The sequence below is a fragment of the Mycobacteroides chelonae genome, from assembly GCF_016767715.1.
GTDB lineage: Bacteria > Actinomycetota > Actinomycetes > Mycobacteriales > Mycobacteriaceae > Mycobacterium > Mycobacterium gwanakae.
On the sequence record NZ_CP050145.1, the window covers coordinates 1616730 to 1638526 of the forward strand.

Consider the following 21797-nt stretch of genomic DNA (forward strand, 5'->3'; position numbering starts at 1 on the left):
GCAGGATTCGGTACGTGCCACCGTGGACTGATGCGCAGCGAGCACAAGTCCAACGGCGATGAATGGGATGCGTTCACCGCCGCGCGGCACATGCTCATCAGCATGCGGCGCGCTGGCGTCCGCAAGAAGCTCAAGAAGCGGTCACACCGCATCGACCGCCGCCGGCAGCGTCAGCGGCGGTCGGAGAGCGACGAGTGAACCACTACGGCTACAGCGTTCAGTGGTCACCCGAGGACGACGAATACGTCGCCGTGGTCGCAGAGTTTCCGTCCCTGTCGTGGCTGGATAAAGACCCGGTGAAAGCTCTGACTGGGCTGGTCAAACTCGTTGATGACGTGCGCACGGACATAACCCGACCCAATACAGACAGCCTCACGCGAACATCTAGATCGCGACTCGAGAGATACGCCATCAAGGGGAAGCTGAACGTGCAGGGGCGTCGTGGTCGGCAGCCTAAGACACAAAAGGACTGTCAAAACCCAGAATGATCCGTACCGCAACGTCTTCGATGGGTATGTCTTGATGAACCGCGATGAGATCGCGTGCCATCTCTTCTACTTCGCCTTCGTGGCGCGCTTGGGTTAGTTGGTCAATCTCGGGGACGTTGATCATCCACCACTTGCCGTCGCGGGTTACTTGAATGTCGTAGGTACGCATGAGCTTCCTATTCTCGCCGATACTGCCAGGGCGTCGGAGTGGATTTGATGATGTAAACCTCTCCGCGGCTCCGGCTCTCCGCTATCAGCTCGCCGCCGAGATACCGGATGCGGACCTCCACACCAGGCTCGACCTCAAACCGGGCGTACTCCTTGCCTTCACGCAGGTCGCCGGCGATGGTTTCCGTCCAGACGCCGCGGCCCCAGTTGTGCAGCACGGTGCACGTTGTCTGACCGGTTGTGCTCTTGTCGACGTGGAGCTTGACCACACCCCGGACGCTAGACGTCGGGTATGACAAAGCCCCTCCGGCACGTGACACCGCCGTGATGAGATGACCGGGTGGGCCGCAGTAAACCGCCGCAGGTAGATCCCCTACCGTCCGATGCTCCGCATGAGGTGGAGTTCTTCAGGCGGCACTGTGACGACGACGCGGCGCAGGCTGCTCCCGGACTCGATGCGCTCCTCGGGTTCCCGGTGAATGTGCGGGCACGGCTGCTTGCAACGCTCGTCGCGGTGGCCAAGGCCCCGCCGAAGCGGTTCGCAGGCGGAGGCCAGTGGGAAGCTATGCACGGGGACATGACGGGCTACTTCGAGGCCCGTGTCACCTCTGGCACCCCGAACGGGAAATGGCACTACCGGTTGTTCTGCATCCTCGACGACACTGCCGAGGGAAAGACCGCAGCGCTGCTTGCGGTGATCGACGGCGCCGCGAAGCGCTACCAAACCACGTTGCCGGCTTCCCGCTACGTCACGGTTCGCGAGCTGGGTGACGAGTATTTGAAGCGCAACCCGCGATCACTGGCCGCGGCGGAAGAAATCACCGCGATGATGAGCGCGAACTAGGCGCAGGCGCAGGCCCGCATAGGCTCGGTGATGCGGGTGCGCTCGTCCTCTGACATCGGGGTGAGTGTCAGCTTCATGCCCAGTGCGGCGGCTACCTCTGCGACGGTGCTGAGAGTCGGGTTCACCGACTCCGAGGAGAGTAGACGCCGAACGGTGCTCGCGTCAGAGCCGATCGCACGTGCTAGCGCCGCCTTACTCAGGTTCTCCGAACCGCGAGCCTCGTCGAGCGCATTGATGATGGAGTCGATCGCCTCAATGCGCGCGGACTCCGCGGCGTATGCACGAGCGAACTCGGGGTTACGGGCCTCGAGTTCGAGCAGCGTGTTGAATGCTTCGTTCATGGCTTCCCCTCTCTATCTGCTGTGCGGTATACCAACACCGAGACCGTAACATAAATGCCACGGTCGAAAGTAGTGTCTTTGATCACGAGCCAGTGGGGCGGTTCACCACCGCTTCATGCACGTGGTGGCGGGGGCCCTCCCCTCACTAAGGGCACCACGGCCGCATGACCCCGACGACCAGTCAATCTCGCGGTGTGTACGGAATCTGGGAGATTGGGCGATATATCGGTAGGGGGCGGGTACCGGATCTCGAGACCAGGGGGGGTGTCCCGCTTGTTACGCTACTTTACTAATTTCCGCAGATCAGGCCGTTTTTGTGGATGTAGCGTGACATAAAAATTGTCACGGGAGAGAAATGGCGACTGCAAGCGGGGTCGCGCGGCGAGCGTGCCCCAAGGGAGGGAACGGCCCCCCTCACCATTGGCGCGACGGCTTACACGACTGGCGGCGTCCAGCCGTGGCGCGGTTGCAGCCCACGTGTTCCGGGCCTTGGTGCCGCGTCCGGTCGTCGTCATCGTGTCCAAGGTCGAAGTCGGCGTCAGCTGCGATGGGTTTCCCGCAGCGCCAGCAGATGGCCTCGCCTGCTCTGACTACGGTCTCCCAGTGCTTGCGGAGCCGCCGGTGGTGGTAACCGTACCCGCGCTGGGTGGTGGTTCCCTTCTTGGGCATCAGTTGATCACCTCCACTGTCGCAGCGGCGAATGCCCATCCCGAGGAGCCGTCAGGCTGGGTGACCGCACCGTCCGAGGTCGTGGTGTCCTTGGTGTTCAGTAGCAGGGACCGTGAGCTAGCAGGCCCCGCGACGACGCGGTGCGTGTAGCCAGCGGGCGCCGAACTCCACCCACCACCGTTGATAAACGCGGTGCTGTGAAAGTGCATCAGGATCGACGATCCGTCGGTGTGGGTCATGGTCACTGCGGGGGCTGTGACGTTGGCGCCCGCACCACCCACAGCAGCATGTCCACCGATGGGCGTTGTACCGACGGGGCCTGTCACCACGGCGGCGATCATCTGCTCTGCCCACGTCCACGTACCCGAGGTGGTGTTAGTGGCAGTGGCGATGAACCATGCCGTTGTCAAAGCACCTTGGCCTGCAGAGGTGTTGGTGTTGTCGATGTAGTTCCAGTTCGGAACCGTACCGCCGGCCGAAGGCTTGATAGGTGCGGTGTTCTGAGAATCGAACGCGCACAACACAATCAGGTCCCCAATCGAATGGGTCGGAATGGTGACCGAGCCTGTCGTGCTGGAGTTGGCAGAGACAAACGAGATCAGGGTGTTGTTCGTGACAATCGGGGTGCCACCCGTCACGGTGATCGTGGCAGCTGTGGGTACCACGGTTGTGTGGATCAATGGGCGCCCACCCGTGATCGTGAGCTGCGCGGTGGGGGGCGGGTAGGTGACGTTGATCAGCGGTCGGCCACCGGTAATCGTGACTGCGCCCGCTGTGGGTGCGATGGTCTGGATGATCCGTGGCGTCCCACCCGTCACCGTGGCTGTGGCGCCGGTCGGTTGGAGGATCTTGCCCGTGATGATCGTCGGCGTACCACCAGTGACCGTGACTGTCCCAGCTGTCGGCTGGAGCAGGTGGTTGGCGGTCTGCACAATCTCGGGGGTGGATCCGGTGACCGTGACGCCCGCACCTGCCGGAGCGATGGTCTCCCTGAGCGACGGCGTACCGCCCGTGATGGTCAGCTGCGCGGCCAAGGGACTGACCGGGGGACCGTTCACACCGGGCCGCTCACCAATCACCGTGAGCATCGCGGGCTCGGGGAAGATATGAACGTCGGTCGTTGACACAACATTCGGGGTGCTGCCGGTGATGGTGATCGTTGCCGGTTCAACGTCGCAGATCAGCTCTGCAAACCAACCTGTTACGGCCATGTCACTGCCCCGGCATCTGGTGTTGGGCCATCTGGTGGAAGGCGATGTCCCGGCCCGTGCCATCTTCGGTGGCGCGCTGATTGTTCACGGTGATGTTCGTGGTGTTACCGCCCTGGCCATTTGGCGCGTTCGGGTCACCTTGGTTCTGGTTCTGTGGTGCGGTTGACTTGCCCGCCATGTTCGGCAGAGCCGGAGCGGCGCCAGCGATACCGCCCGCTATGCGCGAAATCCACGACTTGTTGGCCAGTTCGGAGCCGCCCGTCGGTAGGAACGTCTCCATGAGGCCCTGAACACCGATACCCGCTGTCTGACCGGCGTACTCGATAGCGCGGTTCGCGAGCTTCATGCCGGTCTGTGCGGCCTGTCCGGCACCGGGGGCTAGTAGGTCTAGGCCGCTGGCCGCTAGACCCATGGCGGTGTCAATGGTGCCGCCTGGCGTCATTCCCATCCCGCCCTTACCGACACCGGATGCTGGTGCTACACCGCCGATCTGGGAAGCGGTCTGCGATGGGCTCCAGCCTTGCGAGGGGCCGGTCATGCCGCCCGTACCACCACCGACCGGTACGGGGTTGGTTAGACCGGGGTTGGTGTTGTCCATGCCTGGTGTCGCGTATTGCGTTGCGGGGGCGACCAGAGACGGTGTAGTCATGCCGCCACCGACGGGCATGTAGTACTGCTTGGGGAATTGCTTGTCTAGGGCGCCTGCTGCGGCGCCTCCGAGCATGGGGCCGTGGCCGCCACCTGATTCGAAGTTCATGCCGTTGGGCAGGGTCGCGGCCATGTGGCCCTGTTGACCCGGCAGCGGGTTCACCCCGACGTTGAACGCGCCAGGTTGGTATCCGGGCAGGAACCCGAGCTTTGCAGCGCTGGCATCAGTGGCGAATGCGGTGGTGTCGAACAGTCTCGCCGGGGACGATTGCCCGCGCTGAAGTACCTCGACTAGGTCCGACACGGCGCCCGAGCAGTCGGCTAAGCCGTTCTGCAGATCCGATGCAGGGGCGTACTTCCCGCCATGTCCCGCGAGTGCGTACATGGCGGCAAGGTTCGGGTTCAACCCGGGCTGTAATGCCATTGACCCGATGCCCTGGGCTCCCGTGAAAGTATCACTTACTCCGGTGAATTGGGGTCCGAATGCGCCCTGTGCTCCCAGGATGCCCATCATTCCGTATCCACCCTTGGACGGGTTGGCGGCTGCGATTGCACTGAGCTGGCCCATCATTGGTGCGAATGCGAGGTTTGCGACGAACTTCACCAGGTTCTCCGCAAGTCCACCGAGGCCCTTGGATGCGCCGAAGTCGGCGTCCAGTTTGGCGCCGATCTCGCCCATATCCTCGGTGAAGCCCTTCATCTTCTGCACCGAGCCGCGCTGCGCCTCTACGAGTTTCATCTGTGCCGAGGTGTAGGCGCGCTCGTCTTCCTGGACCTGGTTTTTGGCGCGCATCAGCTCGAGCTGGTCCGCGTTGCCCTTCTGCTCGAGCTGGATCACTTTCAGCCGGTCCTGCTCGAGAGTGTTCTTAGCGCGGAGCACGCTGGACTCGGCGTCGAACACCGCCTGTGAGTTGACGGCGCCGCCTACCACCCCGCCGGGGCCGGGGACCATTCCGGGGGTTACGAATGAGGTATTGCCGCCTACCTGGAACTGTGATGGATCAACGTATGCGTTGGAGTCGGCTCCGCTGCCCTTCTTGGGCTTGAGGGGCGTGTTCGATACACCCACCCGTGGTGCTGGTGGCAGGTTCCCCAGCGTGGCAATGACACTGCCGAGTGGGCTGCCGAATGCGTTGAGGGCTGATCCGGTAGCGCCGAGCTGTTGCGGCGTTGTGAGTGCTGTGGGCGAGTTGGCATCCCGGTATTCGAGGTGGACGACCATGCGTCCATCGGGAAGCTGCTTAGCCTCCGCTCCGAGGGCCTTTAGCCGATTTTTGACCTCGTCTGAGTTGTCCTTAATGACAAAGTCTTTCGGCCGATCGGGCAATTCCTCGATCTTGCCCTTGAGATCCTTAATGGCTTCGCCGTTGCGTCGGTACATCTCTTCCTGCGCTTGGGCTTCCCGCATCGAGTCGGTGAATCCGTCCCGCAATCCGCGAACACCCTCGCGGAGGTGGTCTATTCCGTCGGCGGCGGAGCGCATATTCGTACCGGCGCTGGTCATAACATTTGACCACTTCAACAGTGCCCCGCCCGCGGTCTCCATCGCTTCACCGGTGGCCTTCATGCCCGGAATATGTTTGGAGACAGAACCAACCGCCTGCACCACGCCACCGATGGCCTTGCCGATGTTTCCGAAGACAATCCCCAGCGCATCAGCTAGATAACTACCGGCGTCAAGTATCCGTGCCGTGAATCCAAGGAACGCATCCGCCCCGGTAGCCATGGCGGAGGTGAAATCGGTGACGAACCCGATGATTTCGGGCTGGTGGGTATTGACCCACTGCACCATCCCGTCGAGCCCGGAGACTAGCTTGTTGCCGAGGTTCTGGCCGGCGGGCGTGTTGAATACGTCGAACAGTGAGAGTTTCAGCGCCTCGGTGGAGTTCTTCACTCCCTCGACGACACCGGGCCATCCCTCCATCTGGGTTCGTGCGGTGGAAGCTGCTGTGCCAACCCGGTTGACTACCCCATAGAGTTCGTCAAACACCTGCACGGAACCGAGTAGGGGTGCCCGGATTGCGTCTGTACCGAACAGTGTGGCTAGATCCTGTTGGAACACGTCGGTGGGCATGCGGCTCTTAGCGTCCCCGAGTTGCCGGAACAGCTCTCGCATGCTGATCAACTGGCCGTTGGCGTCGTTGACCTTTAGTCCCAACTCGTCCATGGCCTGTGCCGATTGGTCGCTGGGATTGCGCAGCTGAACAAGCATCGTCTTGAGTGACGTGCCTGCATCGCTGCCCTTAATGCCCATCTTGGCGAGCATCGCGATAGCTGTTGCGGTCTCTTCGATCGATTGCCCGAAACCTGCTGCAACACCGCCGACTTGGGCCAGTGACAGTCCGATGCCTGCGATATCGGCGGATGATCCGTTGGCGGCATTAGCGAGCACGTCCGCGATATGTGCCGCGTCGCCCGCCTTGAGCCCGAAGGCGTTCATAGCGTTGGCTTGAATTTCGGCAGCCTGCGCGGCGTCGACCTGTGCGGCGGTGGCCAGCTGCATTGTTCCTCGGGCCGAGCCAATTGCCTGGTCTACGGTAAAGCCCGCTTTAGCGAGCTCGGTCATAGCGCGTGCCGCATCCGATGCCGACACACCAGCCATGGTCGTATCCGCCCCGAGAGCGCGTGCAGCGGTGGCCATTTGCCTTGTTTGGGCATCGTTGGACTCGGTGACGCCCTTGAAGTTGTTGACCGAGCGAGAGAAGTCAATGCCCGTGTCCATGACGGACTTGAATCCGGACAACACCATTTCAGCGGCCTTGACCCCCGCCTGAATCAACCCGCCTGCCACAATTGCCGTGGCAGCACCGGCTACGAATCCCTTGCCCGCAACGGATCCGATACTGGCGAATTGGCCTACTATCCCTGAGCTTTGGCTAGTAAGGCCAGAGAAGACGCCCTGCCCGCGTGAGCCTTGCGTATCCTGCAATTGGCGGTAGGCGGCAACGGCGTCTTTGAGATTGCGGACCTCTTCGCGTCGGCTGCGATTTAGGTTCTCCGCAGTGCGGACGATCTGAGTATTAGTGCGGGCCTGCTGCTCTCGCGCTTGGGTAAGCGATTTCTCAGCCGATGCAATTGCGGATGTGTCTCCGGACTTACGCGCTGCCGCGATCCGCTTTTCATCTGAGGCGATCTTTTCGCCCAATGATGCGGCTTTATCGCGCTGCTGCTGCAATTGTGCTTCTGCGGCTTTAGCTTTCCCTGCTGAGTCTGCGATTGAATCGTAAGCCTTTTCATAGGCACGGGTCGCGGACTGCATTTTGCTTGACCCGGCAGTGAATTGGCGGGCGAACGCAGCGGACGAGTCCCTGCCTGCATTGCCGAAGATCCGCTCAGCCTGATCTGCGGCCCGCTTGAATGACTGGGCGTCGGGCCGTGCCTCAATGGGTAGTAATACGGACATTGCATCGTGACCACATCTGGGCTGACTTGGCTTACAAGGGACTCACCCGGCGGGGCTGAGAGGAGGCAACCCCGCCAGGCGAGTGGTCTAACTAGGCAGTGGTGGCGATGTTCAGGATCTTGAACGCGCCCGGATCCACTACATCCGAACCCACGCGGTAGTACGCGTACCAGCCGCGCTGACCGGTCGGGCGACGGTTGGCGCCGAACAAATGGGGCAGAAATTCGACACGGAACCCAATTCGGTCCGTGATCACGAAGTTCTCGTAGTCCCCGTACGCCAAGACGAAGTTGTCGGCGGTGGCCGCTGCGTTCCAGGTGCCCTTCATCGCCTCTGCCTCACCAACAGGCTTTCCGAGCAGGCGTACGGGGCGGTCGCCGCCCAAGTACTCCCACAGTGCCGCACCGCCATTGGTGTCGAACTGACGAATCTTGTTGTAAAGCAAGTTGTTCGCCATCCACGACGCATTGACGCGGTGCCGCGCCGGTAGAGCGCCCTGAATGTTGTACAGATCAGCTAGCGAGAAGGTCTCTGGCGTGAGTGCGGCGGTTTCCGCAGACGTACCGTCCAGAGCGGTCACAAGGCCCGTGGGCTGTCCGATACCCGTGCCGTTGATAAACGCCTCTGCCTCCAAGGCGTCCTTACCGGCTGCAAGCAGATTGGCGACCTCTTCTGTGACGTTGGCGCCATCCTCGAAGGCCTCGATCGAGATCGGGACAAAACCGGCTGCCTTGTAGTTCGGGATGGCTGGCTGTCCGAGGGTGGGCGAGTCATCCGACACTTCGACAGCTTCCGCGTCCCAGGACCACTGCACCGCGCCCGCCGAAACACCGTGCCACTCATCGCCTGTGGCGACAACCTGACGGGCGAACTGACGCATATCGTTGCGTGATCCGGCAGAGGTCAGAATGACGGTCGGGTCTAGCTGGAACGGCACCAGGTAGCCGCCCGACGAGTCCGTCAGCGACATAGCGCGCGCGGCGTACTCGACATCGCGGATTGCCTGAGATTCTCCGGGGGTGAGGGTTTCTCGACGGTTTCTCGCAAGCTTGGACCACGCCCGGAGGTACTCCGGGGTACTGGTGGCCAAGACCTGCTGAGACAGGCGCCCGTCCTCGTCGTCAAAGCGCTCGATGATCTCGGTAGCAGCAGACCGTACACGGTCGCTGGCACCGGGCATGGCCTCGACGGCAGATAGTGCGCGGGAGCGGTATTCGGCGGTCAGCTGGTGCCGTTCGAGTCCGAACGGCTGCACACCGCGTAGATCCCACGGGTTTTTGTACTTGCGGGACCGGAAGTCCTCGGCGCTTCGCGGATCGCCCACCGGGTCGCGGTCGTAGTCGCCAGCGGCGCCGCGCTCCAGTAGCATCCGCCCCGAGGCTGCCCGCCGTACCTCGTCCAGAGCGGCGTCGTGCCGGAGCCCCTCTTCCCGCAGGACTTCACCACGGTCTTTGAGGGCCTTGAAGCGGAGTGCTTGGGCGTCTGTGAGGTCTCCGTCAGTGCTGTCGAGAAGCTGCTGCGCTGCGGTGCGCACCTGCTCCACGTCAGTCATGGATTCGATGTCTTTGTAGCTCATGTGTTTTACCAATTCATTAGGTCGATCCAGGCTTGCGCCACGGATCGGGGGATCACTAGGGAATGGGCTGCTGAGCGCACGCCACCGACGACGGCGCCCTCGTATGCGGGGAAATTGACCAGGCTGACTTCCCGCAGAATCGCTTCGGTGACCGTGTGAACGTTGTCATCGTCAACCCGCTCGCGCATCAGCGAGAAACCGACAGAGAAGCTGTCGACCGTGCCCGAGCGCACGAGTTCCAGCGCTTCATCGCCAGCACGGGTCTCTGCCACTTCAAAGCTGGCATGCAACCCATCTGGCTTCTCAACCAGCTCGACAGCTCTGCCGATAGCCAATGTGCGAGAGTCGTGACTCGTCAGCAGTCTGACCTTGTGCCCGCGTTCAGCGATGGACTTACGGAAAGCGCCGTACTCGAAGCGCTCGCGGAACTGGCCGCCGTAGTCGTTGATTTCAGTCACCTGGCCATACGGCACTGCGATACCGAAAATCGTTCGGCCTGCGCCGCTGGACAATTCAGCTGTACGGAATTTGACTTCGTAGTTCATATGAGGTTCACCTAATTAGGACGTGCGTAATCGCTTGCGTCGCATGGTGACCCATTGTCCGAGGTGGCGGCCCCTGCCGCGTTCGGCGCCCTGGTGATACCGAGCTAGATACAGGATACTCTGCGGCACCGACAATCCCACCGATCACCGACCACCGCCGTGTTGCATCCGCTGGCCATCGCCCGCAGGATCACACCCCGGATGGGCGGCATGGAATGCCAGCCAGTCCCGCTCAACGTGCACCAGGACCGCCCCGGCAGCCGACAGGTAGGCGTCTTGCGAATCGCCCTCCAGCGTCAGCGTCATCCCGTCCAGGACATCGAACGCAACCCCTTGGGACACACCGGTCTGTCGTGCCACCACCCCGACGGCAAGCTCCATCATCAGCCGCCGCTCGTCGTCGGTCAGCGGTCGATTGATCGCAGTCATAGACCCCCCTCAGTGAGGCGCTGCACCATCTCCCCGAACGCCCGGTCTGTGCGGGCCTGCATGGCACGCTGAGACGCCTGCACGGTGTGGAATAACTCGGCCAGCAGCGGGAAGGTCAGACGGAACACCGAGACCAGCTCGTCACGGTCCAAGTCGTTCAGGCACGCCGTTCCCTCGTCAGTGCTGAGACCAGCCTTAGCCGCGCGGATCACCGCTACGGCGGCACTCACCGGCCCGCTCACCGCGCACCACCGGGGGCGGTTAGGGCATCGTCACCAGTGGATCCGCATGACCCCGACGCCCAGTCAGCCTCGCGTTCTGTACGGGTCTGGGGATTTCGGACGGGTGTGGTGGTGTGGAAAAAACTTCGGAGAGAGATTCGTGACTGGAAGCTGGGGTCGCCCTGGCGCCACGCGTCTTGTGAGCATGGTGCCCCCGGGGGTGTGGTGATCATCGCTTGTTCTCCTTGAGTCGGTCGCGGCGTGCTCGTCGTGCCTTGGCTTTGTGTCGTGGCCACTCACTGGCATCACGACGTGGTGACGGGGGTACTGGGCATGGCCATAGGTAGGCCCTTGATCACGCGGGCACCTCCGTCCGAGCCAGTAGGGCAGCGGCGATGGCGGCGTGTATGTCAGCGATGGTGACTGCGATGGTCTGTAGTGCTTCGGCGTCCGCATCGGTGAGACGGCCCAACGCCTTGTCCCAACGCTTGTCGTAGGTCAGTGCCGTGAGTTCGTCAGTCGCGCCCTTGAGCGTCACCGTGAGCTGCCTTAGGGCGGTGGGTACTTGGACTGCACGTGCCGGGGGAGTGTCCTCGGTTGGTGCGGTCTCATCTAGTGGCTTGGGCTCTGGCTTCTTGCGCGGCTTGGGTCTCGGGTACAGCTTCCCGTCGGGTCCAACTGTCTTGTCCGTCGGCGCAGTGCCGCCACAGTCAGGTGTCCCACTATGGGACACCTCGACAGAATCACCCTCCACCACAACCGGTTCAGGATCAGGTGTCCCATCTTGGGACACCTTCGACAGGACACGCGAGACGGTCGATTTCGATGCGCCGGTGATGGTTGCGATACTCCGCACACCCATACCCCGATCGGCCAGCAGCTGCGCCATCTCCCTACGCTCGTCGCCGCCGATCTGCCAGCGGTTGCCGATGCGGTCAGCCAGATACTCTGTCCACGAACGGAACCCCATCGTCAGATGGACTTGCCCCTGCTGCGCCTCATCCAGCAGCCTGTGCAGGATGGTGAGACGGTCACCGATGTTCTCGACGGTGCTCTTGATCCGGTTGTCCAGCACCTTGGCCTTGGCGTCATCCAGGGGGACGATGACCTCGACCTCATGCTCGTCTACTGCTGCTACTTCACTCATTGATCTACTCCTCTGAAAGATGTTGTGGGGGAACTACTTGTATTCAAGGAATGGGTTCTCTCCGACCCCGTGCCACTCGTCGCCCGCAGCCAACGGCAAGGCGCTCTGGTGGTCGCCCTTGTCCTTGCCTCGCCTAGCAACTGGCCTAGCCTGTGTGTCCGGTCTGGATTCCGGTCGGACTTCCACCCGGACATCCGGTGGGACATCCTGCGGACTGTCCGGGTGGGACTCAGCCTCTGCGGCCTTGGCTTCGGCACGGGCCTTGGCTTCAGCACGCTGCTTGGCCTTCCGTTCCCGGTCGGCAACACGGTTATGGATGCGTGCCTGTTCTGCCGCCTCCAGCGCTTCGCGGGAGCTTTGGGTGGCCTTGAAATCGATGATCACCCAGCCCTTATCCAGTGGGCTCCACAGCCCGTTGTCCACGAATGCCTGTGTGGCACCGGCTGCGAATTTCGGTATAGAGGCGAGGTCTTCCGGTTCGATCACCCCGTCTGTGCGGTTGGACACCGCATAGACGAGCGAGGTGACAAACGACCTGTAGTGCCCATCGGACAGCCGGGTAAGGCGCCGGTCATGCAGCCAGCGATCAGGCACCCTTGCATCTGTCATCCAGCTCGCCTCGCCCCATCCCGAGCGTCGGCGCGGTTGTTGATGGCGGTATCTATGGAGTCACGAACTTGCTCCGCCTGCTCCACTGTCAGGGCGACATCCAGCACTCGCTCACCGTCCACGTTGGCCGACAACAGGATCTCGTCATCGAACTGCCCGGCGAGATCGACCATCGCCCAAACGCCGATCTCGGTTCTTTCACCGCCGCGGTGTTGAGCGAGTGTCGTGAGGGTGTCGCTCCAGTGCTCCTCGTCTCGGCGGTTATGTGGTGATGTGCACCAGCTGTATGTACATGTCGACACGGCGTTCACCGCCCCAGTTCCATTGCGCGGGCGATGATGTGAATCTGAGCCAGATTGCGCGTGGCCTCACCGAGATGGATAAGCGACTGCACTGTGGCTCGCATGTCGTTGTCCTTGAAATCCAGATCAGGGAGGATTTCCAGCAGCTCTCGGTCGGTCATCTCGGTGAGGTCGAGGGAGCCGCACCACTGGTCCGCCAGATTGGCGGCGTCCGTCAATGCCTTCGCCAGTACTCGGGCGTCGGTAACGGTCAGTGCGCTGTCATAGAGGTAGACGCGCGGCGACAAACTGGGGTCGTCGGTGACGACAGTTCCGTCCGGGCGCTGAGCAATAACGGCCTGAATGTTGCGGTCTGCCAGATGATCAGGCAAGGGCATGTCGTTGGACCAGATCAGGCGGGCCAGCAGCCCGTCGCCGTGGTCCTCGAACTGTGCCTCGCTCATCTCCGCGTCAGCGCCAGCGGGGAGCGGTACGTCAGTCGGCCGGGCATCTTGCCGTTGACTAGTTTGGGATGTAGCGTTCATTAGAGAACTCCTTGATTTTGGAATCGGGATTCGAAACGGGCCTCGCCCGGCGCGCCAACGCCGGGGACAACGGGGTCCGTTTTCTTTAGGTCTTCGGTGCGGTCGTCGTCGATCAGTCCCATGTCGGGAAAGTGCTCGTGCGGGTATGTCCGCATCAGGCGACACTTCCGCCGGTGAATGAAGCGTTCTCCCAAGCGATAACGTCGGACAGTCGGTAGCGCACGTGTCCGCCGAACTTGTAAAACTTTGGTCCGCGGCCTTGCGACGACCACTGTGCGAGCGTCTTTGGGCTGATTTTGTTTCTGACACCCAGCTCGACTCGTGTGAGCCAGGTGTCTTCGGGCGGTGTCTCTACCGCCCTCTTCTCCGCGCCTGTCATCTGGATTCTGGCCTTCCTGGATTTGGCTGTTGTGGGTACATACGCAGTTCGTATCGATTCCGCGTATGTTCACTCAGGCTACGCCGATCGCGTACAGTCCCGCAATATCCCGGTAAGCTGCGTGTCATGACGCAACCAAGTTGGGCGGAAGGCCAGGCGGCACAGATCGCGGCCGAGGTTCGACGGCTCCGGGGAAAGAGGTCAGCGCAGTGGTTGTCCGACCGGACGATGGAGCTCGGCCATACCGTCACCCGGTCTGTTATTACGGACCTGGAGAACGGTCGCCGGAAGTACGTGACAATCGCTGAGCTGATCGTCTTGGCTGCGGCGCTGGATACCTATCCAATCGCCCTGTTGTATCCGCCCCCATACGGAGAACTGGTGCGGATCCTGCCGAATGTGGCAGCCGGGCGACCGGAACAGTTATCTGCTGGGTTGCCGAAACATGATGCTGTTGAATGGTTCTCGGGGAACGAGCCCACCGCCGAGATGGTCCATAGGGTGGTCGTCGGTGGCGACAAGAATGGACTAAAAGAGAATGTCCAGGCCTTCCGGGCTGCCGGCGAAATTCCTTCGCTTGAGAGGCAATTAGCGGAGTCGTCAGCTCACTACGCGGACAGGTTTACTCAGTATGGAGCCGATGACCCCGTTGCGGGGGCGCTGTTTGAGCAGATCGAATTCCTGCGGGGTCACTTGAGCGATCTTCGCGAGATGGCTGGGATGGAAGGCGATGGCGGGTAGGCCTCCGCTGCGGATTGGGCAGCACGGAAAGATCACGCGAACGGCATTGGGCGGGGGAGTGTGGTTGGCGCGCTGCCGATTCCGGGACTCCGATGGGGTTACTAGAATTGTGGAGAGGCGCGGCCCTGAGGGCGATCAGCGCGGCAAGGGCGCTGAGGATGCACTCATTGAGGCTCTGGCCACACGTAGGCCGCCGGGGTCCGCGGATGAGATCACACTCGACTCGAAGGTGATTGATCTTGTGAATGCTCATATCGATCGCCTCGAAGAAGACGGACGAGCAACGCGGACCGTCGACACGTATCGCTATGCATCATCCAAGTTGTCCAAGTTTCTAGGTGGTGTCCGGGTGGGGGAGGCGACGGCTGCTCGATGCGACGCAGCGATTAGGTCAATGAAGACAGCGCACGGCCCAACCATGGCACGGCAGTCACGGACGATCATGAAGGGCGGCCTGCAGCTTGCGGTGATGGCGACTGTGCTGGGTGCCAATCCGGTCCGCGATGTGTCACCGATCAGCGCGGGGGAATCGACCAAGGGGGCCGCTGGGCTTACCCGTGAGCAACTGAAAGGACTGCTGTCTAGCATCCGTGAGTCTGAGTACTGTCGATCTCGAGACCTATCTGACCCCATCGTCATCTTCATCGCCACAGGCCTGCGGCGGTCGGAACTCTTGGGCCTACGGTGGGCGGATTTCAATGAGAAGCAAAGAACCCTCACCGTCAGCGGCAATGTGGTCAGGGTTGCGGGTAAAGGGTTGGTTCGGTTCGACGGTGCGAAGACCAAGCTGAGTCGAAGAACCGTGTCGCTGCCCAAATTCGCTGTTGAGGTCCTATGCCGGCGCCGTCAGGTTCCGTTCGTAGGGGAGCAGGATGTGATCTTCGCGTCGTCGACAGGAACGCTCCGAGACCCGGACAACTTCGGTGCGCAGTGGCGCAAGGTGCGTGATGACCTCGGGGTAGCTGATGTCACCAGCCACTCATTCCGAAAGTCCATCGGTACCCTGATCGATGAAGACGGGATGTCGGCCCGCGTGGGGGCTGACCAGCTGGGACACTCCAAGGTATCGATGACGCAAGACCGCTACATGGTTCGTGGACGTGTGCACAAAGAGGTTGCCGAGATGCTCGATCGAGAGCTTGGCATAAGCGATGAATAAGCGATGGATTGCATCTATATACGCTTCTAGAAATATGTTCTGAGCTGCGCCCCCGGCAGGAATCGAACCTGCGACCTAGGGATTAGAAGGCCCTTGCTCTATCCAACTGAGCTACGGAGGCATGCGGCGCTAGCCGGACCGCAGTCTATCGAACCGGTGACCGTGCGGATCGCATCTCGCCATACCCTTGACTGGTGACCACCACCTCCACGGCCAGCAAGACCGATTCGCCGATCTGGACGATCGTCGTCGGCCTTGCGGCACTGGCGGGCCTGGTCGCGGCCGCTATCGGCGCGTTGTCACTGGCAGAGGCCCTGCTCGCGACGGGTCTGCCCAACCCTGGCCCCGTCACCTCGTACGGTCTGCCGTTCGTGCGCGCGACCGCCGAAATCGTCGCCGTAGTTGCCGTCGGTGCGTTCCTGCTCACGGCCTTCTTCGTCCCACCGCAGTCCACCGGCGTGCTCGACGTGGATGGCTACCGCTCGCTGCGCGTCGGCACCGCGGCATCGACTGCGCTTGCGGTGCTCTCGGCGGTCATGGTGCCGTTGTCGATCTCCGATGTGGCCGGCCAGCCGGTGAGGGATTTCGGGCTCGGGGAGCTGTGGACGCTCGCCGGTGAGATCGAAACCGTGAATGCCTGGCGCTGGATGGCCTTCATCGCTGCCGGGGTCGCGATCGCCAGCCGGGTGGTGCTGCGCTGGTCGTGGACACCGCTGCTCGTGGTCGGGTCGGTGGCGACGCTGATGCCGCTGGCCCTGGTGGGGCATTCGGCCACCGGCGGCGCACATGACCTGGGCACCAACAGCCTCATCATCCATTTGGTATCGGCCGCGTTGTGGGCCGGCGGTCTGGTCGCACTACTGATCCACGCGCTGCGCGGCGGCGGTTATCTGGACGTGGCCACACGCCGGTTCTCCACGCTGGCCCTGTGGTGCTATGTCGCGATCGGGCTCAGCGGAATCATCAACGCGCTTATCCGGGTGCAGCTTTCGGACCTGTTCACCACCCGCTACGGCTGGCTGCTGGTGGGCAAGGCCACCGCGCTGCTGGTTCTCGGTGTCTTGGGGTATCTACAGCGGCGATCGGCGATCACGGCACTGAGTGAGGAACCGCAGAACCGTCGACCGCTGATCCGGCTCGCCGGGATGGAGGCCGTCATCTTCGCGGTCACGTTCGGTATCGCCGTCGGACTGGGCCGCACCCCACCGCCGCCTCCGGTCAATCTCAACCCTTCACCGGTCGAGGTCGCTATCGGCTATACGCTCGACGGGCCGCCGACCCCGCAGCGACTGCTGTTCGACTGGCGCTTCGATCTCATCTTCGGAACGGCCGCCATCGTTTTCGCGGTCACCTACTTGGTGGGTGTCCGTCGCCTCAAGGCCCGTGGCGACGCATGGCCCGTGGGGCGCACCATCGCCTGGCTGTCCGGCTGTGCCTTTCTGCTCATCGCCACATCCTCGGGTGTCGGCCGGTACATGCCCGCGATGTTCAGCATGCACATGGTGGCGCACATGATGCTCTCGATGCTGGTGCCCGTGCTGCTGGTCCTCGGTGGCCCCATCACGCTGCTACTTCGCGTGTTACCCGCTGCAGGCAAGGGGGATCCGCCGGGTCTGCGTGAATGGGTGCAGCTGCTGTTGCACAGCAGCTTCTCTCGCTTCCTGACCCATCCACTGGTGGCGACATCGCTGTTCATCGGCGGGTTCTACGGCCTGTATCTCAGCGGGCTCTACGACGCCGCCGTCGATGTGCATGCTGCGCACCTGGCGATGAATCTGCACTTCCTGCTCAGCGGATACCTGTTCTATTGGGTGGTCATCGGCATCGACCCGTCGCCGCGGCGCCTGCCGCCAGTGGCCAAGCTGGGCATCGTGCTGGTGTCGCTGCCGCTGCATGCCTTCTTCGGCGTCATCTTGATGGGCACGAAATCGATTCTGGGCGAAAAGTTCTACAGCAATCTGGCACTGCCGTGGCGGATCGACCTGGCCTCCGACCAACACATGGGCGGCGCCATCACCTGGGCAACGGGAGAGCTGCCGTTGCTGGTGGTCATGATCGCCCTGGTCATCCAGTGGTCGCGTTCGGACGAACGGCTGGCCCGCAGACAGGACCGCGCCGCCGACCGTGACGACGACGCAGACCTGGCCGCCTACAACGCCATGCTCGCCAAAATGGCCCAGCTGGACGAGAACTCGCGTTAGCTCACCGCGCCCGCAGCGATGGCCGCCGGCCAGCTGCCATGTTCGCTGATGTCGATACCTGCCTGCGCGGCGGCACCGTCACACCCAAAGCCGGTGCGCCACACGCCGTCTTCGCACTCCACCTTGCCCAGCAGCATGGGCTCGGGCAGCTGCGCGAGGAAAGTGCCCAGTGCGGCAGGGGATAGGCGCCAGATTTCTCCGCCGATGCTCACCCCGTCCTCTTCCGAGCGGGTCAGGCCAGGCTTAGGGGGAGTGGTGCGCAGCGCCGCCATCCGGTACTTCGAAGCGGTACGGACCGGACCTACCCAGCGGGCACCCAGATCGGTGAGCTGAAACTCCAAGGGACCGCCCTTGAGATGCGCGCCGAACACCGCAAGCTCATAGGACAAGGTGATCGCGGTCGGCCAAACATCTTGTTCTGCAGCATCTCCGGTGATCAGAGCGGCGATGTCCAAGGCCGCCGCATCATCGAAGGCGCGTGCCAGGACCGTCACCCCGAACTGGGCGTCACCGGCGGTACCGGCGGGCACCGCGACCGCGCACAGGTCGAACAGGTTGCAGAAGTTGGTGTAGGTGCCCATCGTCGCGTTGACACCGATCGGGTCGGCCTGCACCTGTTCGATCGTCGGATGCAGCGGCGCCGTGGGTACCAACAGCGCATCCGCGCCCGCCAGGGTGGCCATGGCCTCGTCGCGCAGGCGCTGCACCTCGGCGCGATCGCGCACCAAGCGGTGTGCGGGGATATCACGTGCACCGGAAACAATCTGCGCAACAGTGGGATCGAGTGCCGCCCCGGGATTGGCGTCGATGAACTCGCCGACGGCCGCGTAACGCTCACTGACCAGAGCGCCCTCGTACAGCAATTTCGCGGCGGCAAGGAACGGGGCCAGATCGATCTCGACGATCGTCGCGCCCGCCGCGCGTAGACGCTCTACGGCCGCCTGAAAAGCGTTGCCCCACAACTTGTCGAGTGCGGGCAGCTCACGCGGGACGGCGACGGTGGGCTGAGGAGGCGCCGCAAGCCGGGTGTTGGCGGGCCAGAGCCGGGGCCCTGACGCGGCACCCATGGCGGCCATCGCCCGATTGGCGGTAGCCAGTGACGCGGCGAAAATAGTTACACAGTCATATGATTCACAGGCCGGGACCACGCCTTCGGTGGAGATGACGCCGACGGTCGGTTTGATCCCGACAATGCCCTGCAGCCCCGCCGGGACGCGCCCCGAGCCGGCGGTGTCGGTACCGATCGCGATATCGGCCTCGCCGGTGGCTACGGCTACGGCGGAACCCGAGCTGGAGCCACCGCTGATGTATTCGGGACGGCGTGAATCCGGCACCGGGCCGTACGGGGAGCGCGTACCGACGAGCCCGGTCGCGAACTGGTCCAGGTTGGTCTTGCCGACGACAACGGCACCGGCCGCGCGCAAGGCCGCGACCACCGGTGCATCGTGCTCGGGAATGTAGGCGTACTCCGGACAGGCGGCCGTGGTCGGCACGCCACCGACGTCTACGTTGTCCTTCACCGCGAGCCGAATACCGGCCAACGTCCCTGATGAGGCATGCAATTCGGCGGCGATGTCGTCCTCGGGGCGCTGCATGATCCAAACCGTCATGTCAAGCAAGGTACGGGGGGCCGGACTCATCGGCCAGTTGTCCCCAATCTCGCATCCATCCACAGCTGTCACCGGAACGTGCCCACATGTCGGTCCGCGGTGTCGGTGCGTGGCGGGTTACTGGAGTGGCCAAGGGCACCCGTTCGGCGGTGCCGAGAAGAGATATAGAGATTGAGGAAAGGCACGAACCATGTTTGAAACTCCAGTGACTGTGATCGGCTCCATCGTCGGAGACCTCAAGCGGCGCCAGGTCGGCTCCGACGAAATGATCAAGTTCCGCGTCGCCAGTAATGCACGCCGACGGCGTGACGACGGCAGTTGGGTGAATTCGAACTCTCTCTTCGTCAATGTCACCTGCTGGGGACGTCTGGTCACCGGGGTGGGTGCCGCGCTGGGGAAGGGAGCACCGGTGATCGTGCACGGTCATCTGCACACCAGCGAGTTCGAGGACAAGGACGGCAACCGCCGTCAGGTCACGGAGATGAAGGCGATCGCCGTCGGGCCTGATCTATCGCGGACCATCGCGCGGATCGAGAAGGTCGGCTACACCGGCAAGCAGGAGGGCGCTGAGGCGCCGGAGCAACCCGATCCCGGCGCCGAAGACGCCACCCCGGAGCTCTCGGAAACCGACGAGAGCAGCGAGGAGTCGGTGAACCTGCGCCTTAGCGCGTGATCTGCGAGCTGACACCGGCGACCGCGCGGTCGCCTCTCACCTAGGATGGTTCGGGCAGCCCACCAGAATGGTCGTGAGCTGCGGCTAAAGAACTTAGAGGAGAGGCGACAGCGCGGCAATGGCTGAGTACATCTACACGATGATGAAAGTCCGCAAGGCGCATGGCGACAAGGTCATCCTCGACGATGTCACCCTGAACTTCCTGCCCGGCGCCAAGATTGGTGTGGTCGGTCCTAACGGTGCCGGTAAATCCAGCGTCCTGAAGATCATGGCCGGGCTGGACAAGCCGAACAACGGCGAAGCATTCCTGGCCAACGGGGCCAGCGTCGGAATCCTGATGCAGGAGCCGGAGCTGGACGAAACGAAGACGGTGCGCGAGAACGTCGAGGCCGGCGTCGCGCTCAAGGGCAAGCTGAATCGGTACAACGAGGTCGCCGAATTGATGGCCACCGACTACTCCGATGAACTCATGGAAGAGATGGGCAAGCTCCAGGAAGAGCTGGACGCCGCCGATGCCTGGGACATTGACTCGCAGCTGGAGCAGGCCATGGACGCGCTGCGCTGCCCGCCACCGGACGAGCCCGTGACACATCTGTCCGGGGGCGAGCGCCGCCGGGTCGCGCTGTGCAAGCTGCTGCTGTCCAAGCCTGATCTGCTGCTGCTCGACGAGCCCACCAACCACTTGGACGCCGAAAGCGTGCTGTGGCTTGAACAGCACCTGGCCAGCTACCCGGGTGCCATCCTGGCCGTCACCCACGACCGGTACTTCCTGGACAACGTGGCCGAGTGGATCCTCGAGCTGGACCGCGGCCGCGCGTACCCCTATGAGGGCAACTACTCCACCTACCTGGAGAAGAAGGCCGAGCGCATCGCCGTACAGGGGCGCAAGGACGCCAAGCTGCACAAGCGCCTGCAGGAAGAGCTCGCATGGGTGCGTTCAGGCGCCAAGGCCCGTCAAGCCAAGAACAAGGCACGGCTCGGGCGCTACGAGGAGATGGCCGCCGAGGCGGAGAAGACGCGGAAGCTCGACTTCGAGGAAATCCAGATTCCCACCGGCCCGCGCCTGGGCAATGTGGTGGTCGAGGTGAGTCATCTCGACAAGGGATTCGAGGAACGCGCCCTCATCAAAGATCTCTCGTTCACGCTGCCCCGTAACGGCATCGTCGGCGTGATCGGCCCCAACGGTGTCGGTAAGACCACCCTGTTCAAGACCATCGTCGGGTTGGAGAATCCCGATGGCGGCGAGGTCAAGGTGGGCGAGACCGTCAAGCTGAGCTACGTCGACCAGAGCCGTGCCGGTATCGATCCCAAGAAGAACGTCTGGGAGGTTGTTTCCGATGGGCTCGACCACATTGTGGTCGGTCAGAATGAAATGCCTTCGCGGGCTTATGTTTCCGCATTCGGCTTCAAGGGGCCGGATCAGCAGAAGCCTGCGGGCGTACTCTCCGGCGGTGAGCGCAACCGTCTGAACCTGGCGTTGACCCTCAAGCAGGGCGGCAATCTGATCCTGCTCGACGAGCCCACCAACGACCTGGACGTCGAAACCCTGAGCTCACTGGAAAACGCGCTTGAGCAGTTCCCGGGCTGCGCGGTCGTCATCTCGCACGACCGGTGGTTCCTGGACCGCACCTGTACGCACATCCTGGCGTGGGAGGGAAGCGACGATAACCCTGCTTCCTGGTTCTGGTTTGAAGGCAACTTCCAGGCCTACGAAGAGAACAAAGTGGAACGTTTGGGTATCGATGCAGCCAGACCTCATAGAGTTACCCACCGCCGCCTGACACGCGACTAGGGTGAGATTGCGTGCCGAAACCCGGTACGCAAACTCGGCCAGGAGCGTTCTGCGTGACTGTTAACACAGGGACCACAACTTCCGAAAACACGCCATCTGCCAATGGATCTGGCGTGC

22 protein-coding genes and 1 tRNA gene are annotated in these 21797 nt (G+C 62.7%); 7 read left to right on the forward strand and 16 right to left on the reverse strand.

The features are described from left to right. Positions 1-30 precede the first annotated feature (30 nt). On the forward strand, positions 31-198 hold the full coding sequence (locus HBA99_RS07980; protein ID WP_165614026.1) for a hypothetical protein: 168 nt from the start codon (positions 31-33) through the stop codon (positions 196-198). 255 nt (positions 199-453) lie between these two features. On the opposite strand, the gene HBA99_RS07985 is transcribed toward HBA99_RS07980, so the two are convergent. Together HBA99_RS07985 and HBA99_RS07990 are read right to left on the reverse strand one after the other, a co-directional pair. Then, the gene (locus HBA99_RS07985) at positions 454-657 is read right to left on the reverse strand and encodes a hypothetical protein (protein ID WP_070949962.1); all 204 of its coding nucleotides are present in this window, start codon (positions 655-657) and stop codon (positions 454-456) included. A 7-nt stretch (positions 658-664) separates the two neighbouring features. Beyond that, positions 665-925 (reverse strand): early set domain-containing protein, encoded by a 261-nt coding sequence (locus HBA99_RS07990; RefSeq protein WP_070949961.1) that lies wholly within the window; start codon positions 923-925, stop codon positions 665-667. Between the two features lie 71 nt (positions 926-996). Here HBA99_RS07990 and HBA99_RS07995 point away from each other — a divergent pair, with 71 nt between their 5' ends. Continuing rightward, complete coding sequence (locus HBA99_RS07995) at positions 997-1500, forward strand: hypothetical protein (protein ID WP_070951287.1); 504 nt, start codon at positions 997-999, stop codon at positions 1498-1500. Here HBA99_RS07995 and HBA99_RS08000 read toward each other — a convergent pair. The 12 genes from HBA99_RS08000 to HBA99_RS08055 form a co-directional block, all read right to left on the reverse strand. After that, positions 1497-1841, reverse strand: a complete 345-nt coding sequence (locus tag HBA99_RS08000) for a helix-turn-helix domain-containing protein (RefSeq protein ID WP_070949960.1) — start codon at positions 1839-1841, stop codon at positions 1497-1499. The two genes, HBA99_RS07995 and HBA99_RS08000, sit on opposite strands and share 4 nt — an antisense overlap. A 414-nt stretch (positions 1842-2255) precedes the next feature. Beyond that, a complete protein-coding gene (locus tag HBA99_RS08005) occupies positions 2256-2510 on the reverse strand; it encodes a hypothetical protein (protein ID WP_081342951.1) in 255 nt (84 codons plus the stop codon). After that, complete coding sequence (locus HBA99_RS08010; protein WP_070949959.1) at positions 2510-3721, reverse strand: hypothetical protein; 1212 nt, start codon at positions 3719-3721, stop codon at positions 2510-2512. The genes HBA99_RS08005 and HBA99_RS08010 overlap by 1 nt, the downstream gene beginning before the upstream one ends. 1 nt (position 3722) lies before the next feature. Continuing rightward, positions 3723-7772 carry a phage tail tape measure protein gene (locus HBA99_RS08015; RefSeq protein WP_070951286.1) on the reverse strand — a complete coding sequence of 1350 codons (4050 nt, stop codon included), beginning with the start codon at positions 7770-7772 and terminating at the stop codon, positions 3723-3725. A gap of 91 nt (positions 7773-7863) precedes the next feature. Further along, entirely contained in the window at positions 7864-9348 is a 1485-nt protein-coding gene (locus tag HBA99_RS08020; protein ID WP_070949957.1) for a phage major capsid protein, read from the reverse strand. 5 nt (positions 9349-9353) lie between these two features. Next, the gene (locus HBA99_RS08025) at positions 9354-9893 is read right to left on the reverse strand and encodes an HK97 family phage prohead protease (protein ID WP_070949956.1); all 540 of its coding nucleotides are present in this window, start codon (positions 9891-9893) and stop codon (positions 9354-9356) included. A 144-nt stretch (positions 9894-10037) separates the two neighbouring features. Then, positions 10038-10322 (reverse strand): hypothetical protein, encoded by a 285-nt coding sequence (locus HBA99_RS08030; protein WP_070951285.1) that lies wholly within the window; start codon positions 10320-10322, stop codon positions 10038-10040. Continuing rightward, on the reverse strand, positions 10319-10552 hold the full coding sequence (locus HBA99_RS08035; protein WP_131822798.1) for a hypothetical protein: 234 nt from the start codon (positions 10550-10552) through the stop codon (positions 10319-10321). The genes HBA99_RS08030 and HBA99_RS08035 overlap by 4 nt, the downstream gene beginning before the upstream one ends. 346 nt (positions 10553-10898) lie before the next feature. Continuing rightward, positions 10899-11690 carry a helix-turn-helix domain-containing protein gene (locus HBA99_RS08040; RefSeq protein WP_070951283.1) on the reverse strand — a complete coding sequence of 264 codons (792 nt, stop codon included), beginning with the start codon at positions 11688-11690 and terminating at the stop codon, positions 10899-10901. Between the two features lie 33 nt (positions 11691-11723). After that, on the reverse strand, positions 11724-12299 hold the full coding sequence (locus HBA99_RS08045; RefSeq protein ID WP_070949952.1) for a hypothetical protein: 576 nt from the start codon (positions 12297-12299) through the stop codon (positions 11724-11726). Continuing rightward, a complete protein-coding gene (locus HBA99_RS08050; RefSeq protein WP_165614025.1) occupies positions 12296-12472 on the reverse strand; it encodes a hypothetical protein in 177 nt (58 codons plus the stop codon). Before HBA99_RS08050 ends, HBA99_RS08045 begins: the two co-directional genes overlap by 4 nt. 134 nt (positions 12473-12606) lie before the next feature. Next, positions 12607-13044, reverse strand: coding sequence for a hypothetical protein (locus HBA99_RS08055; protein WP_070949951.1), 438 nt, complete (start codon positions 13042-13044; stop codon positions 12607-12609). 586 nt (positions 13045-13630) lie between these two features. On the opposite strand from HBA99_RS08055, the gene HBA99_RS08060 reads away from it, so the two are divergent. Together HBA99_RS08060 and HBA99_RS24810 are read left to right on the forward strand one after the other, a co-directional pair. Then, positions 13631-14245 carry a helix-turn-helix domain-containing protein gene (locus HBA99_RS08060; protein ID WP_070951282.1) on the forward strand — a complete coding sequence of 205 codons (615 nt, stop codon included), beginning with the start codon at positions 13631-13633 and terminating at the stop codon, positions 14243-14245. Between the two features lie 418 nt (positions 14246-14663). After that, positions 14664-15404, forward strand: coding sequence for a site-specific integrase (locus tag HBA99_RS24810; RefSeq protein WP_234795993.1), 741 nt, complete (start codon positions 14664-14666; stop codon positions 15402-15404). Between the two features lie 47 nt (positions 15405-15451). Here the strand turns inward: HBA99_RS24810 and HBA99_RS08070 are convergent. Next, positions 15452-15525: transfer RNA gene (locus HBA99_RS08070), tRNA-Arg, on the reverse strand. A 73-nt stretch (positions 15526-15598) separates the two neighbouring features. Between HBA99_RS08070 and HBA99_RS08075 the strand changes: the two genes are divergently transcribed. After that, positions 15599-17605: a bifunctional copper resistance protein CopD/cytochrome c oxidase assembly protein gene (locus tag HBA99_RS08075; RefSeq protein WP_070951281.1), complete on the forward strand. Its 2007-nt coding sequence runs from the start codon at positions 15599-15601 to the stop codon at positions 17603-17605. Here the strand turns inward: HBA99_RS08075 and atzF are convergent. Then, positions 17602-19215, reverse strand: coding sequence for an allophanate hydrolase (gene atzF / locus HBA99_RS08080; RefSeq protein WP_057968499.1), 1614 nt, complete (start codon positions 19213-19215; stop codon positions 17602-17604). The two genes, HBA99_RS08075 and atzF, sit on opposite strands and share 4 nt — an antisense overlap. Before the next feature lie 190 nt (positions 19216-19405). Between atzF and ssb the strand changes: the two genes are divergently transcribed. After that, positions 19406-19888, forward strand: a complete 483-nt coding sequence (gene ssb / locus HBA99_RS08085; RefSeq protein ID WP_070951280.1) for a single-stranded DNA-binding protein — start codon at positions 19406-19408, stop codon at positions 19886-19888. A gap of 118 nt (positions 19889-20006) precedes the next feature. Then, complete coding sequence (gene ettA, locus HBA99_RS08090; RefSeq protein ID WP_030095083.1) at positions 20007-21680, forward strand: energy-dependent translational throttle protein EttA; 1674 nt, start codon at positions 20007-20009, stop codon at positions 21678-21680. Positions 21681-21797: the final 117 nt, after the last annotated feature.

What these genes read in the sequence shown, in the direction of transcription:
- HBA99_RS08005 (WP_081342951.1), bottom strand. Translation starts at nt 2,510, where the DNA reads ATGCCCAAGAAGGGAACCACCACCCAGCGCGGGTACGGTTACCACCAC.
- HBA99_RS07980 (WP_165614026.1), top strand. Translation starts at nt 31, where the DNA reads ATGCGCAGCGAGCACAAGTCCAACGGCGATGAATGGGATGCGTTCACC.
- HBA99_RS08030 (WP_070951285.1), bottom strand. Translation starts at nt 10,322, where the DNA reads ATGACTGCGATCAATCGACCGCTGACCGACGACGAGCGGCGGCTGATG.
- HBA99_RS08060 (WP_070951282.1), top strand. Translation starts at nt 13,631, where the DNA reads ATGACGCAACCAAGTTGGGCGGAAGGCCAGGCGGCACAGATCGCGGCC.
- HBA99_RS07985 (WP_070949962.1), bottom strand. Translation starts at nt 657, where the DNA reads ATGCGTACCTACGACATTCAAGTAACCCGCGACGGCAAGTGGTGGATG.
- HBA99_RS08020 (WP_070949957.1), bottom strand. Translation starts at nt 9,348, where the DNA reads ATGAGCTACAAAGACATCGAATCCATGACTGACGTGGAGCAGGTGCGC.
- HBA99_RS08045 (WP_070949952.1), bottom strand. Translation starts at nt 12,299, where the DNA reads ATGACAGATGCAAGGGTGCCTGATCGCTGGCTGCATGACCGGCGCCTT.
- HBA99_RS08010 (WP_070949959.1), bottom strand. Translation starts at nt 3,721, where the DNA reads ATGGCCGTAACAGGTTGGTTTGCAGAGCTGATCTGCGACGTTGAACCG.
- HBA99_RS24810 (WP_234795993.1), top strand. Translation starts at nt 14,664, where the DNA reads ATGGCACGGCAGTCACGGACGATCATGAAGGGCGGCCTGCAGCTTGCG.
- ettA (WP_030095083.1), top strand. Translation starts at nt 20,007, where the DNA reads ATGGCTGAGTACATCTACACGATGATGAAAGTCCGCAAGGCGCATGGC.
- HBA99_RS08000 (WP_070949960.1), bottom strand. Translation starts at nt 1,841, where the DNA reads ATGAACGAAGCATTCAACACGCTGCTCGAACTCGAGGCCCGTAACCCC.
- HBA99_RS08050 (WP_165614025.1), bottom strand. Translation starts at nt 12,472, where the DNA reads ATGGTCGATCTCGCCGGGCAGTTCGATGACGAGATCCTGTTGTCGGCC.
- HBA99_RS08015 (WP_070951286.1), bottom strand. Translation starts at nt 7,772, where the DNA reads ATGTCCGTATTACTACCCATTGAGGCACGGCCCGACGCCCAGTCATTC.
- ssb (WP_070951280.1), top strand. Translation starts at nt 19,406, where the DNA reads ATGTTTGAAACTCCAGTGACTGTGATCGGCTCCATCGTCGGAGACCTC.
- HBA99_RS08025 (WP_070949956.1), bottom strand. Translation starts at nt 9,893, where the DNA reads ATGAACTACGAAGTCAAATTCCGTACAGCTGAATTGTCCAGCGGCGCA.
- HBA99_RS08055 (WP_070949951.1), bottom strand. Translation starts at nt 13,044, where the DNA reads ATGAGCGAGGCACAGTTCGAGGACCACGGCGACGGGCTGCTGGCCCGC.
- atzF (WP_057968499.1), bottom strand. Translation starts at nt 19,215, where the DNA reads ATGACGGTTTGGATCATGCAGCGCCCCGAGGACGACATCGCCGCCGAA.
- HBA99_RS08040 (WP_070951283.1), bottom strand. Translation starts at nt 11,690, where the DNA reads ATGAGTGAAGTAGCAGCAGTAGACGAGCATGAGGTCGAGGTCATCGTC.